The sequence below is a fragment of the Pseudoalteromonas sp. Isolate6 genome (assembly GCF_022398435.1).
Taxonomy (GTDB): Bacteria; Pseudomonadota; Gammaproteobacteria; order Enterobacterales; family Alteromonadaceae; genus Pseudoalteromonas; species Pseudoalteromonas galatheae.
This window is the reverse complement of the sequence record NZ_JAKEVK010000004.1, coordinates 36,730-49,362: the sequence shown is the minus strand read 5'-3', so window position 1 is coordinate 49,362 and position 12,633 is coordinate 36,730. Positions and strand designations below refer to the sequence as shown.

General features: G+C 43.9%; 13 protein-coding genes. 8 read left to right on the top strand and 5 right to left on the bottom strand.

What is annotated here, in order from left to right:
• Positions 1-25: 25 nt before the first annotated feature.
• Both der and L1D50_RS01090 read left to right on the top strand, forming a co-directional pair.
• The gene (der, locus tag L1D50_RS01095) at positions 26-1,495 is read left to right on the top strand and encodes a ribosome biogenesis GTPase Der (RefSeq protein ID WP_138581197.1); all 1,470 of its coding nucleotides are present in this window, start codon (positions 26-28) and stop codon (positions 1,493-1,495) included.
• A gap of 206 nt (positions 1,496-1,701) precedes the next feature.
• Positions 1,702-2,088 carry a VOC family protein gene (locus tag L1D50_RS01090; protein ID WP_128728676.1) on the top strand — a complete coding sequence of 129 codons (387 nt, stop codon included), beginning with the start codon at positions 1,702-1,704 and terminating at the stop codon, positions 2,086-2,088.
• A 43-nt stretch (positions 2,089-2,131) separates the two neighbouring features.
• On the opposite strand, the gene L1D50_RS01085 is transcribed toward L1D50_RS01090, so the two are convergent.
• From L1D50_RS01085 to L1D50_RS01070, 4 genes are all read right to left on the bottom strand, one after another.
• On the bottom strand, positions 2,132-2,488 hold the full coding sequence (locus L1D50_RS01085; protein WP_010605663.1) for a DUF2750 domain-containing protein: 357 nt from the start codon (positions 2,486-2,488) through the stop codon (positions 2,132-2,134).
• Between the two features lie 11 nt (positions 2,489-2,499).
• Complete coding sequence (locus tag L1D50_RS01080) at positions 2,500-3,078, bottom strand: glutathione S-transferase family protein (RefSeq protein ID WP_128728675.1); 579 nt, start codon at positions 3,076-3,078, stop codon at positions 2,500-2,502.
• A 99-nt stretch (positions 3,079-3,177) separates the two neighbouring features.
• Positions 3,178-3,459 (bottom strand): peptidylprolyl isomerase, encoded by a 282-nt coding sequence (locus L1D50_RS01075; protein ID WP_010377362.1) that lies wholly within the window; start codon positions 3,457-3,459, stop codon positions 3,178-3,180.
• 64 nt (positions 3,460-3,523) lie between these two features.
• Entirely contained in the window at positions 3,524-4,075 is a 552-nt protein-coding gene (locus tag L1D50_RS01070; RefSeq protein WP_026000907.1) for a glutathione peroxidase, read from the bottom strand.
• Between the two features lie 67 nt (positions 4,076-4,142).
• On the opposite strand from L1D50_RS01070, the gene L1D50_RS01065 reads away from it, so the two are divergent.
• From L1D50_RS01065 to L1D50_RS01055, 3 genes are all read left to right on the top strand, one after another.
• On the top strand, positions 4,143-4,631 hold the full coding sequence (locus L1D50_RS01065; protein ID WP_128728674.1) for a GNAT family N-acetyltransferase: 489 nt from the start codon (positions 4,143-4,145) through the stop codon (positions 4,629-4,631).
• Positions 4,632-4,769: 138 nt separating this feature from the next.
• Complete coding sequence (locus tag L1D50_RS01060; RefSeq protein ID WP_128728673.1) at positions 4,770-6,722, top strand: ATP-binding protein; 1,953 nt, start codon at positions 4,770-4,772, stop codon at positions 6,720-6,722.
• A 177-nt stretch (positions 6,723-6,899) separates the two neighbouring features.
• A complete protein-coding gene (locus L1D50_RS01055) occupies positions 6,900-8,033 on the top strand; it encodes a response regulator (RefSeq protein ID WP_128728672.1) in 1,134 nt (377 codons plus the stop codon).
• A gap of 161 nt (positions 8,034-8,194) precedes the next feature.
• On the opposite strand, the gene queG is transcribed toward L1D50_RS01055, so the two are convergent.
• The gene (gene queG, locus L1D50_RS01050) at positions 8,195-9,328 is read right to left on the bottom strand and encodes a tRNA epoxyqueuosine(34) reductase QueG (RefSeq protein ID WP_239965336.1); all 1,134 of its coding nucleotides are present in this window, start codon (positions 9,326-9,328) and stop codon (positions 8,195-8,197) included.
• Between the two features lie 11 nt (positions 9,329-9,339).
• Between queG and L1D50_RS01045 the strand changes: the two genes are divergently transcribed.
• Genes L1D50_RS01045 through L1D50_RS01035 form a run of 3 tightly spaced genes read left to right on the top strand, consistent with a single transcriptional unit; the run spans position 9,340 to position 12,630 of the window.
• Entirely contained in the window at positions 9,340-10,824 is a 1,485-nt protein-coding gene (locus L1D50_RS01045; RefSeq protein WP_239965334.1) for an NAD(P)H-hydrate dehydratase, read from the top strand.
• Positions 10,821-11,294 (top strand): tRNA (adenosine(37)-N6)-threonylcarbamoyltransferase complex ATPase subunit type 1 TsaE, encoded by a 474-nt coding sequence (tsaE, locus tag L1D50_RS01040; protein WP_010605655.1) that lies wholly within the window; start codon positions 10,821-10,823, stop codon positions 11,292-11,294. Before L1D50_RS01045 ends, tsaE begins: the two co-directional genes overlap by 4 nt.
• Positions 11,287-12,630, top strand: a complete 1,344-nt coding sequence (locus tag L1D50_RS01035; RefSeq protein WP_128728669.1) for an N-acetylmuramoyl-L-alanine amidase — start codon at positions 11,287-11,289, stop codon at positions 12,628-12,630. The genes tsaE and L1D50_RS01035 overlap by 8 nt, the downstream gene beginning before the upstream one ends.
• Positions 12,631-12,633: the final 3 nt, after the last annotated feature.

The following is a 12,633-nucleotide window of genomic DNA, read 5'->3' as shown; positions in this document are numbered from 1 at the left end:
TTGTTGTTTTTAAAAGAGGTAGTCTATGCTTCCTGTGATCGCTCTGGTTGGGCGACCTAATGTGGGTAAGTCCACACTGTTTAATCGTTTAACACGTACTCGTGACGCGTTAGTTGCTGACTTTCCGGGTCTGACTCGCGACCGTAAATACGGCCAAGCAAACTATGAAGGCTACGAGTTTATTGTGGTAGACACGGGTGGTATCGATGGCTCTGAAGAAGGCATTGAAACTGAAATGGCCGAGCAGTCGCTGCTTGCAATTGAAGAAGCGGATATTGTGCTATTTTTGGTGGATGCGCGCGCAGGTATGACGGTTGCTGATCAAGCTATCGCGCAGCACCTTCGTAAACAACAGAAAAACTGCTTTGTTGTCGCCAATAAAACGGATGGCATTGATGCTGACTCCAACTGTGCTGAGTTTTACCAGTTAGCGCTCGGTGACGTTCAACAGATCGCCGCCGCGCACGGTCGTGGTGTTACTCAATTATTAGAGCTGACGCTACAACCGATTATCGCTGAGCTTACGGCTCAAGATGAAGAGCTTGAGCATGACGATGAAGATATCGCCGAGCTTTACCTTGAAGGTGAAGAAGTCGAAGACGGTAAAACGGGTTTTGAAGACAAGCCTGTTAAACTCGCGATTATCGGTCGTCCAAATGTCGGTAAGTCAACACTAACTAACCGTATTTTAGGTGAAGACCGCGTTATCGTTTACGATATGCCGGGCACAACGCGCGACTCAATTTACATTCCGATGACGCGCAATGATAAAGAATACGTGTTAATCGACACTGCCGGCGTGCGTAAACGTAAGAAAGTCAGCGATGTCGTAGAGAAATTTTCGGTTATCAAAACACTGCAAGCGATTGAAGATGCCAATGTGGTATTGCTCGTTGTAGACGCGCGAGAGGGGATCTCAGATCAAGACTTGAGTCTACTTGGTTTTGCACTAAATGCGGGTCGCTCGTTGGTTATTGCGGTAAACAAATGGGATGGCCTTGATGATTATGTCAAAGAGCGCATCAAAACTGAGCTAGACAGACGACTGGGCTTTGTGGATTTTGCTCGTTTGCACTTTATCAGCGCATTACATGGTACAGGTGTTGGTCACTTGTTTGAGTCGATTGACGAAGCTTATGAATCAGCGACTAAGCGAGTAAGTACGGCAATGTTACGTCGTATTATGGATATGGCTCAGGCGGATCATCAGCCTCCACTGGTTCGTGGACGTCGGGTGAAGCTTAAGTACGCTCACGCAGGTGGTTATAACCCGCCGCGTATTGTTATCCATGGCAATATGGTGCATGAACTGCCAGATAGCTATAAGCGCTACTTGATGAACTACTATCGTAAAGCGCTTAACGTAATGGGTACGCCGATTAAGATTGAATTCCGTGAAGGGGATAACCCTTACGCTGGTCGTTCAAACAAAATGACGCTCTCACAAAAGCGTAAGCTTCGCGCATTCGCAAAAGAAAACCGCAATAAGTCGTAAGGCTTTTTGCGTGAAGTTTAGCTCGACGCCATCTGGTTAGTGCGTCGAGCTAAACATAAGTTCCATATCTATCCAACCGATTCCTGTTTCCACATCTGACTATAATTAACGTTAACCCAGAACTCTCTCACTTTGTTTTACCTTGCCCAATATTTGTGCTTAAGTTATATATAGTTACATTAGGTTTTATTGATAGTGAGGATTAGGTGTTTGCCAAAACGGTGATTTATGTAGAATGTGTTGAGGAAGTGCTGGATTTTTACTATCAAGCATTTGGTTTGAGCACTTTTGATATGACTGATGAAGGGGATTATGGTGAGCTAGACACCGGAGAAGTGAAACTCGCCTTTGCTAGTCACCCATTAGCTCAATCACAATTTAGGCAAGACTACATTCGTTGTCATCCTAAACAGCCCGCACTTGGTTTTGAAATTAGCATCAGCTGTGAAAATGTCCCTGAATGCTATGATAAGGCAGTAGCCGCTGGGGCTGAGCCATTAAGCCCACCAAACCAAAAGGGCAGAGTAACACAAGCTTATGTAAGAGCCATTGAAGGGACTTTAGTTGCTTTGGTGTCAAAACCTGGTGAATAGCGGCACTCACAAGGGGTGAGCGCCATGTTGATGCGGTGTGCTTTTATTCGATATCGACAAGTAGTCTAGCAAGACCAACGGGCTCGATTTCAACACAAACGTTGTCATCGTTCCAGTTTAGACCAACGAGTGCATCATCTTCTTTTAGGTCGAGCACCCATTCGTCAAGAAAACTTTCAACATCAATACTCATCGGCGAGAACTCACTCCACTCGTCGCGACATTGAGCTTGCGCTTTTTCTTCACTATCCCACAGCAATAACACATCAGTCTCGTCAAACTGGTTAGAGTCAACCACAACCATGCCACCGTCATCAGAGCTAAGTGCCCAAACGCTTTCAGTATTTTTTACTTGCTCAATAAACTCACTGACTTCTGAGCCAATTTCTTCTTCATTCATCATAGGTGTTCTCAATTTCGTGGATCAGTTTGCTGGGCGATTGCTTGGCTTTGCCAACGGCTATGAAATGCCATTAGGTTGGTGTAATCGCTCAGGTCGACGAGCTCTCTAAATAGAACCCAATCAATAAGGCAGTATAAACTGATTTGGAGATAATCACAGTGTAAAAACTCTTCTGTCACACACTCTTCATTGAGATAGTGCAGGGTATGGCCAATTCGCTCCCGCTGTAGATTAAAAAATAGTTTATCTTGTTCAATGTCAAAACCAGAGCGCTTACTAAGTAACAGCTCCACCAAAGAATCATTGCAGGCATTGATAAGGACCAACCAGTTTTCTTGATCCCAACTGGGAAATGGAAGTTGATGCTTTTCGCGGAGGTAGCGAACAATCAAATTGGAATCACAAATAAGTTGTGCATCGTCTATTAAAAATGGGATCTTACGAGCAGGATTATGGCGAATAAGTTCGTCATGGCCTGCTTCAGAAAATATGTCTATATGCTGGTAGCTCATTGGGAGCTGTTTAGCCGCGGCCCACATCCTAATTCGACGGGCGTATGGACTGGTGTTCGAACCGATAAGTTTCATGCCATCATTCCTTCAACTAAGTATCTTTCGCTCATTCAGAAAATGTAGCGAGTTGGTATTACGGAATGATGGCGAAGTGATTCAATTTTCGCAAGCGAATTAATCGCTACGACTGGTTACCTCAAGCAAGTGAAAACCAAATTGCGTTTGCACTGGCCCTTGTACTTGATTGATTGGGGCTGAAAAAACCACTTTATCGAATTCAGGCACCATCATGCCCGGTCCGAACTCACCTAGCGCACCACCATCTTGGCCCGACGGGCAATTAGAGTACTGCTTTGCGATTTCTGCGAAATCTTCCCCTGCTGCAATGCGTTCTTTGAGCTCCATGCATTGCGCTTCACTATCTACTAGGATGTGTCTTGCACTAGCGATTGCCATAATTTCTCCGATGATTATTTATTATTCATACTTTATTCTAATCTAGGTACGTTAAAAAATCAGCTTATCTAGGCAAGAGTTTTTCAATTTCGCTAGTGAGCTCGTCAGACATAGGTTTAGTGCGGCTGTTAAAACGCTTAATTGTTTTACGATCAGCTGACACTAAGTATTTGTAAAAATTCCAGTTTGGAGAGCTTGTTACTTCATTCAAATGTTGGAAAATGGGGTTGGCATCAGAGCCTCTGACTTCCGAGGTAGCAAACATATTGAAGGTTACGCCGTAGTTGATAAAACAGACTTTTGCAGTTTCTTTCTCGTCGTCTTCTTCTTGGAAAAAGTCATCAGAGGGAAACCCAAGTACAACAAGGCCTTTATCTTGATATTTTTGATGTAGTTGCTCTAGGCCTTCAAACTGACCAGTAAATCCACAGTTACTGGCTGTGTTTACGATGAGGAGTGGTTTGTCTTTAAATTCACACAGGTTGAGTGAGTCGTCAGAACGCAGTTTTCGCAGCTCAACATTGGTAAAATCATCACAGCTGGATGTCTTTGCATACGCGTTACTCGAGATTAGGAAACCAAGCGCTAAGCTCAGAATCGAAAGACTTTTTATCATCAGTGCTTTCCTTTTATTTATGTTATCTCTTATGATACGAAAATATTCGTTACCTTGATCAGCCTTCATGAATATTAGACTCGCCAAACAGCATGACCTTTGTGCCATTGTAGCCATCTACAACGAAACGATACCGAGCCGCAAAGTCACGGCGGATACGGAGCCCGTAAGCGTAGCACAAAAGCAAAGTTGGTTCGCCGGACATACGCAAAATCGCCCAATTTATGTGGTAGAGCAGGCAGATGAGGTGGTTGCGTGGATAAGCTTTAGCAGCTTTTATGGACGCCCTGCCTACGATGGTACGGCTGAGGTGAGTATTTATCTTGCAAAAGCCGCACAAGGCCAAGGGTTAGGTAGTAAACTCATGGATTTTGCGGAGCAGCAAGCGCCAACCCTGTTTATAACAACGTTACTTGGCTTTATTTTTTCTCATAATCTCCCCAGTATCCGCTTGTTTGAAAAGCACGGTTATAAAAAGTGGGGAGAATTACCCAATGTCGCGGTTATGGATGGTAATCGCTATAGCTTGACGATTTTGGGTAAGTCTCTCGCTTAGTTTGATATGCCGTTGGACTATTGTTTCAAAAAGTAAGTGTAGTCGCCGCGTAGAACATATCAAAATAGTGCTATTTTTTAGCGTCTTGTGATTCTTCTACTAAACTGGATCTCAGAATTATCGGTAAAGGATCTGGTTATGACGAATCGCGTGCTGATTATTGACAGCAGCAGTGTGCAAGCGATGCGAGTAAAGGTATTATTTGAGTTACTCGGTGGTGAGGTAGAGCATGTGCATTACCGGAGTCTAGAAGCAAATCTCGATTTCGATAAATTTGATGTCATCGTTATCGCTCATGGTGTGCCCGCCAATAAGCTCCAAGCGTTATACCAATTAAGAGAACATGATAAGTTAGTTTTATTGGCTCCAAAACCCGACAATGCGGAGCACTTGAAGTCGTTTAGCGAAATTAACCGTGCCCTACCAAATGGTATTGTTATCTATCCCTTCTTTGCCAATAAAGATATTACTGGCTTGCTTGAGCGCCTACTGGAAATCGGTTCTACTAACACCTTAGTACTGCCTAAAGTATTGCTGGTCGACCATCATACTCCTCGTCTTGAAGCCTTGGCAAACGGCCTGCGTGGTGCACAATTAGCTGTCACAACCGCCACAACGCTCAATGAAGCGATGCAAGTCGTTGAACGACAGTCGGTCGACCTTTTGATCTGTGATTTTAATCTAGAGAAAGATACCGGTTTAGATGTATTTAATAAAGTTCGTCAAGTGCATCACAATTGCCGCTGCTTATTGATGACTTCTCGGGTTAATCAAGTGGATATGTTAGAAGCCGTGCGTCAAGGGGTTGAAGACATTCTGATCAAGCCGTTTGATGAGAGCGATTTATTACAAAGCTTACATAAACTATGGCAAACGGAGTTATTGAGGCGCCATAACCAAGAGCTAGTTGAGCGTTTACAGGATACGGTAGACGCATTGATAGAGCGCGATAGTCTGTTGCGAGTGATTTACAAGCATACCCCAGATCCGATTATGTTGTTCAATCGTCAAGGTCATATCATTGAAGCAAATGACGCGTGTTGCGAGTTGTTTGAACTTACACAAGAAGAATTGCAGCCGTTATCGATTTTTGAGCTATTTGATGAAATATCAGTATCGCAATTGCGCGACTTAATGAAGCATGTTGGTATGTTAAAGCACTTCAACTGTGAACTGAGTTTGCCAAAAGCTGGCGAACGCAGCATTCCTTTAATGGGAACGTTTAATGAAATTGATCATCATGGAGATATGGCATTTGCTGTCATTTTTAAAAATGTCTCAAAGCTTAAAGAGCAGCAAGAAGTGTTAGAAGAAACCAAAGAGTTGCTAGAGTTTGAAGTGCAAGCTCGAACGGCACAGTTACAAAAAGCTAAAGAGGCGGCGGAAGCGGCCAACCTATCAAAATCTGAATTTTTGGCCAATATGTCCCATGAGCTACGCACGCCAATGCACTCCATATTAAGTTTCGCTCGATTTGGTTTAGATAAACTCACGGCTCCTGAAGTACCTACAGATAAGCTCAAAAAATATTTATCTCGTATCGAAACCAGCGGTGAGCGCCTATTGGTGCTTCTTAATAACTTGCTTGATTTATCAAAACTAGATGCGGGACGTTTTCCATTTAATCCAAGTTTCCATAATTTGATTAATGTGATCCAAAGCGGTATTGAAGATGTGTCCGGCACTGCGCTTGAGAAAAAGATAAAAATTCGCTTTGAAAAGCCAGAGCAAGGCGTGATGACCTTTTGCGATCCGGAGCAAATGAACCAAGTGATCAGAAACTTATTAGGTAATGCGCTCAAGTTTAGTCCTGAAGGTAGTGAGGTGAGAGTACTGCTAAGCTGTAAAGATCAAGATATTCATATCAAGATCACCGACCAAGGAGTTGGTATTCCTGATGATGAATTGGAGCAAATTTTTGCCAAGTTTGTACAAAGTAGTAAAACAGACAGCGGTGCTGGCGGCACGGGATTAGGCCTTGCTATTTGTAAGGAGTTTATTTTATTGCACAAAGGGCAGATATACGCAGAAAACAATCCTGAGGGCGGCGCGTGTATTAATGTGAGCTTGCCTTTAATAGAGCACCTTTAAAGTAATGCGATGTAATTGGTGTGATTGGAAAGGCGTTGAGTAAGCGTCTATAAATAATAATAGAGCTTGTAAAAATACAATGTGGTTGGGAGCTGTTGAAGCATAGATCTGAAGTTACCGTATTTTCCCCGCAGTACCTTTTCCCATTGTGAACCAACGAAGGAAGGACATCCATTTATGGCTTTACGAAGAATCTTAGCTGTTGACGACGAACCATTTAATTTAGAAATCATTGAAGAGATTTTAGAAGACTTAGACTTTGAATTAAAAACCGTTGAAAGCGGTCATGAATGTCTAGCTGTAGTTGAAGACTTCGATCCTCAAGTGATTTTGCTTGATGTAAGCATGCCAAAGATGAGCGGTTATGAGGTGTGTAAGGCGATTAAAGCCAACCCAAATACACAGCATATTATTGTTATGTTTGTGTCGGCAAGAGGTTCTGTTGAAGAGCGGATGGAAGGCTATTCGGTTGGTGCTGAAGATTATATTGTTAAGCCGTTTGGCCAAGGTGAGTTAAAAGCTAAGCTCACGCACTTGAACCAAATGCTATTAGAAAAAGATATTCTGGCTCAGCAAATTGAGGATGCAACTTCCACGGCATTTAGCGCCATGGCTAATAGCAGTGAAATGGGGCAGATTGTTAACTACATTGAGCAAATTGGTGACATAGAAACGATCCCGAGACTGGCAGAAGCGCTATGTCAATGTTTAAAGGGACTGGGACTTAATTGTAATGTTGAGGTCCGGCTTGAGGGACAAAAACATCACTTCGCAACTGCGGGTATTTGTTCGCCTATCGTGATTGAATTATTTGAGATCTTACACACCAAAGGGCGATTACATGAATTTACCAATCGCATACTGGTTAACTACCCGTTTTTGAGTATTTTGATCCTCAATATGCCGGGAGATGATCCTGATAAACACGGAAGGTTACGGGATCATATTTGTTTTATTGCCAGTGTAACTGAGCAACAGTTGATTGCCATTTCTACTAAACGCAAGCTGGTACAGCAACATGAAGATTTGGAAGAAGCGATAAAAATGGTGCAGGGTAAGTTTAACAGCATGGTGTCGCTGCTTGATAAAAATCGTCAAGAAAATGAAGAAGTATTCCGCTCACTACAGGAGCTATTCGAAGAGCGCATTCCGACGATGGGCTTAGATGAAGATCAGGAGATGTTTATCTATCAAAACGTCGATAAAGCGATTCAAAGTTCAGTGGCACGAGAAGAAAGTGTGCGAGAAGTGAAAAGTGGTTTCTATGATATCGAGGAAGATTTAAAACTACTTTCCCGACGTTCAGAATAGTCTCTTTCACTTCCAATACCGCCGTAGGTCGCGCTTTAGCGCGACTTTTTTAACGCAATACTGTTCACCTATTTAGCCGTAGGTCGTGCTTTAGCGCGACTTTTTAACGCAATTCTGTTCACCTATTTGGCCGTAGGTCGTGCTTTAGCGCGACAATCCTGCTAAGCGTCTCGTGGTAAGCCCTTTTCAATAATGCGGATCAGCCTTGCTTTTTTGCGCTCATGTTGATCTGACTTTTGTCTTTGTTGCTCCAGCGCCCAGTCGATATGTTCGGTAACAAGGGGAGTGGTATTTTGACGCTTTGCTTCCAGCGCTATAACGATAGCTTCATCGTATTGCGCATTGCCAAGGCCAACGGCTAAGTTTCGTAGCCAACGTTCATGTCCAATCCGACGAATGGGGCTACCTTCGGTGTTCTTCAAAAATGTTGCTTCATCCCAAGCAAATAAGCTCAATAATTGCTGATCTTTCAGTTGAGTTCGCGGCAAAAAGTCGGTTTCTTCCGTTATTTGACCATAGCGATTCCATGGGCAAACTAACTGGCAATCATCACAACCGTATATCCGGTTGCCCATTTTTGCCCTAAACTCTTCTGGAATAGCGCCTTGAAGCTCTATGGTGAGATACGAAATACAGCGTCTTGCATCGACGACATAAGGTTCGACTATAGCGCCGGTGGGGCATAAAGTTAGGCAGGCAGTACAACGGCCGCAACCCTCTTCTTGGTTTGGTTTATCAATAGGAAGAGGAATATCAACAAACAGTTCACCCAAGAAAAACCAAGAGCCCGCCTGCTTATTAATCACTAGACTGTTTTTTCCACGCCAGCCAAGCCCTGCTTTTTCTGCAATTTGTCGCTCCAGCACTGGGGCAGAGTCAACAAAAGGACGAAACCCTAACGGCCCGACTTCTTGCTCAATTTTTTGTCCGAGCTGCTTGAGCCTGTTGCGCATCACTTTATGATAGTCTCGGCCTAATGCATAACGAGAGATGTAGGCGGTGGTTTTATTACCAAGCGCTCTGGCAAAGCTAGCATCAGGTGGCAGGTAGTTCATTTTTACCGAAATAATACGCTGAGTGCCAGGAACCAATTCAGCGGGGCGAGCACGTTTCATTCCATGCGCCGCCATATACGCCATCTCACCATGATAGCCAGCGTCTAACCAGCGCTGAAGTTGCGCTTCATGCTCACGTAAATCAATGTCGGTTATACCGACTTCTGCAAAGCCAAGTTCTTGGCCCCATTGCTTAATTTGTGCTGCAAGTTCACTATAATTGATATTATCGGTCGTCACGGGAAGAAATAATGGCTAATGAATACACGGACAATTTACCACAATTTGCTTATTCAGCCCAACAAGTGCAGCAATATGAAGCAAAAGCCGCTAAGTTATCAGGCACTGATCTAAGTACCTTAATGCAACGAGCTGGGACCGCTGCATTTCGCTTTATTGAAAACAGCCAGCCCAAATCCAGCCATATCTTAATTATCACCGGTAAAGGCAATAATGCAGGAGACGGTTTTGTCGTCGCTCAATTATGTCAACAGGCTGGGTTTTCCGTCACCGTGTTTGCGTTATTTGCACCCGAAAGCTTAACGGGTGATGCGCAGCAGGCATTCTCTCAATACCAAGGCGCATTGGTTTTTTCTTTAAACGATGCAGAGTTAAGTCAGTTTTCGGTTGTGGTTGATGGCGTGTTCGGCACTGGTTTTAGAGGTGAGTTGCCTGAGCATGTTTGCCTTTGTTATGACAGAATAAATAAACTGCCGGTTACTAGGTTGGCACTTGATGTACCGAGCGGTATAAATGCCACAACAGGAGAAGTTGCATCTAGTGCATTTTTAGCTACCGAAACCATTACCTTTATCGCGTTAAAACAGGGCTTACTTAGCGGCTCAGCTAAGCGTTTTGTGGGAACGTTATTGTTAGCCGACTTGGATGTTGGTGAAGCATTCAAAACTCTAGTAACGCCAACTTCTAATTATTTAAATCATGAAACATTAATGGCAGCAAGGCCACTGCGAGCACTAGATAGCTATAAAAATGCACATGGTCATGTGTTACTTATTGGCGGTAATCGTGGTATGGCTGGGGCAATTCGATTGGCAGCAGAAGCCGCTCTGCGAGCAGGGGCTGGCCTTGTATCGGTCGCTACTCATCCTGATAATATCGCGAGCGTCTTGCAGGGGCGCTTTGAATTAATGGTACACGGTGTTGAGAGTACGAATGAGTTATCGCCATTGATGAAAAAAGCCAGTGTGATAGTGCTTGGTCCCGGGCTTGGTCAAGACGCTTGGGCCAAAGCTCTCTTTAACTGTGCGATGGCAACTGAATTGCCGATGGTTGTGGATGCTGATGGGCTCAATTGTTTAGCGCATGCACCGAGGCAAAAATCAAACTGGGTGTTAACGCCTCACCTTGGTGAAGCAAGGCGGTTATTGAGTCACTTAGAGACATCGCTAAATGAACGCGACCGCTTCGCGGTGGCTAAAAAAATTAGCCATGAATATGGCGCTGTTACGGTACTAAAAGGGCCGGGCAGTTTGATATCTGAAGGTGAGCGGATAAATATTAATCGTTCAGGCTGTGCAGGAATGGCGAGTGCTGGGATGGGCGATGTTTTATCTGGTATCATAGGCGGTTTAATTGCCCAAGGGATGGAAGCATTTGCTGCAACAAACCTAGCCGTGTATATTCATGGTTTGGCTGCCGAGCAGGCTGCTCATGATGGCGAAAAAGGTATGTTGGCCGGGGATTTATTCGAACATATTCGAGGTATTTTAGGGTGACGACAGGTCATATGAAATTCGATTTGGCTGATGAGCCAGCAACAGTTGCCATGGGTAATAAAATTGCCAATGTTATTCGTCAAGGTGCGGTACTATTTTTACACGGTGATTTAGGCGCAGGTAAAACTACGCTCACTCGCGGGATCGTGCAAAGCCTTGGTCATTCAGGTAAGGTAAAAAGTCCAACTTATACCTTAGTTGAACCTTATGAACTGGATGATGTCTCAATATATCATTTTGATTTATATCGATTAGGTTCGCCTGAAGAGCTCGAATACATGGGGATCCGGGATTACTTTGCAAGTAATGCTATCTGTGTTGTTGAGTGGCCTGAAAAAGGTGAAGGCTTTATTCCAAACCCAGATATAGACGTCACAATGCAGTATGCTGGTGATGGCCGTCAAATTACACTTGAGGCCAAGTCTAGCCGCGGCGAGGCACTATTAAAACAATTACAAGATTATGCGTAATCAGCCGACTATTAGTTATATTTTCATTTTAATCTGCATGCTCTTAACGAGTATGCACAGCATCGCCCAAAACGCCATCGAAAGTGTGCGTGTTTGGCCCTCCCCAGAAAGCACTCGTATTGTTTTTGATATGAGTGATAAGCCAGATTACAGCTATTTTGTGCTGAAAAATCCGCTGCGCTTGGTTATCGACCTTGAAAACACCAAGCAAAAAAAAGACTTTCCGAGTGTTCCTGACGAACATCGAGTTGTCAATAAGGTGCGCCACAGCAAGCCGAAAAACAACAATTCTGCACGTATTGTTGTGGAGCTTAGCCGCAGCGCTACGCCAAAAATCTTTGCGCTAGCACCAACTGGCCCGTATAAAAACCGCTTAGTCGTTGATTTGTATGGTAAGCAGATGAGTGCTTATGACGATACAAAAACTGCCACACCACGAAAAACACTCGCGCAAGATAGAGATATAGTCATCGCCATCGATGCTGGTCATGGTGGTGAAGATCCAGGTTCTATTGGACCTTCTGGTACTTATGAAAAGCTCGTAACCATTCAAATTGCGAAGCGTTTAGCACGCTTAGTCGATAGCCAGCCGGGAATGAGCGCAAAGCTTATTCGTACTGGCGATTATTACCTTAAGTTGAATACGAGAACCGCAAGAGCACGCGAAAGAAAAGCGGATTTCTTTGTGTCTATTCACGCAGATGCCTTCACCAGCCCTCAACCACGCGGTGCGTCGGTTTGGGTGTTATCATTGCGCAGAGCAAATTCAGAAATAGGTAAATGGCTAGAAGACAAAGAAAAACACTCACAATTATTGGGAGGGGCTGCCGATTTAATTAAAGATACGGCCAACGAAAAGTATTTGGCCAAAGCGCTACTTGATATGTCGATGGAACACTCGATGAAAACTGGGTTTCAGGTCGCAGAAGAAGTCGTCAAAGAACTGAAAAAAGTGGCAAAAATGCACAAGAGCAGACCGCAAGCCGCAAACTTTGGGGTATTAAAATCACCAGATATACCTTCGATCCTGGTGGAAACTGGCTTTATTTCAAATCCCAAAGAAGAAAAGCTATTAATGTCTCCACATTATCAAGAGCGTTTAGCTCGAGCGATTTTTAGTTCGATAAAGGGCTATTATGAGAAGAACCCACCGGATAATTCGCTCTTTGCGCGAATGCAATCCAACAAGCCGGTTACGCATAAAGTAAAAAGTGGCGAGTCATTGAGTGTGCTGGCTAGCCGTTATGGTATTACGGTCAGTGAACTGAAAAAAGCAAATAACCTGAAAAGCAATACCTTGTTTATTGGGCAAGTCTTAACTATTCCAAAAGCGTAAATG

Excerpts from the sequence above, each read along its gene's own strand:
- L1D50_RS01065 (WP_128728674.1), top strand. The coding sequence starts at position 4,143 with ATGAATATTAGACTCGCCAAACAGCATGACCTTTGTGCCATTGTAGCC.
- L1D50_RS01080 (WP_128728675.1), bottom strand. The coding sequence starts at position 3,078 with ATGAAACTTATCGGTTCGAACACCAGTCCATACGCCCGTCGAATTAGG.
- L1D50_RS01070 (WP_026000907.1), bottom strand. The coding sequence starts at position 4,075 with ATGATAAAAAGTCTTTCGATTCTGAGCTTAGCGCTTGGTTTCCTAATC.
- L1D50_RS01075 (WP_010377362.1), bottom strand. The coding sequence starts at position 3,459 with ATGGCAATCGCTAGTGCAAGACACATCCTAGTAGATAGTGAAGCGCAA.
- L1D50_RS01085 (WP_010605663.1), bottom strand. The coding sequence starts at position 2,488 with ATGAATGAAGAAGAAATTGGCTCAGAAGTCAGTGAGTTTATTGAGCAA.
- L1D50_RS01060 (WP_128728673.1), top strand. The coding sequence starts at position 4,770 with ATGACGAATCGCGTGCTGATTATTGACAGCAGCAGTGTGCAAGCGATG.
- der (WP_138581197.1), top strand. The coding sequence starts at position 26 with ATGCTTCCTGTGATCGCTCTGGTTGGGCGACCTAATGTGGGTAAGTCC.
- L1D50_RS01055 (WP_128728672.1), top strand. The coding sequence starts at position 6,900 with ATGGCTTTACGAAGAATCTTAGCTGTTGACGACGAACCATTTAATTTA.
- L1D50_RS01045 (WP_239965334.1), top strand. The coding sequence starts at position 9,340 with ATGGCTAATGAATACACGGACAATTTACCACAATTTGCTTATTCAGCC.
- L1D50_RS01035 (WP_128728669.1), top strand. The coding sequence starts at position 11,287 with ATGCGTAATCAGCCGACTATTAGTTATATTTTCATTTTAATCTGCATG.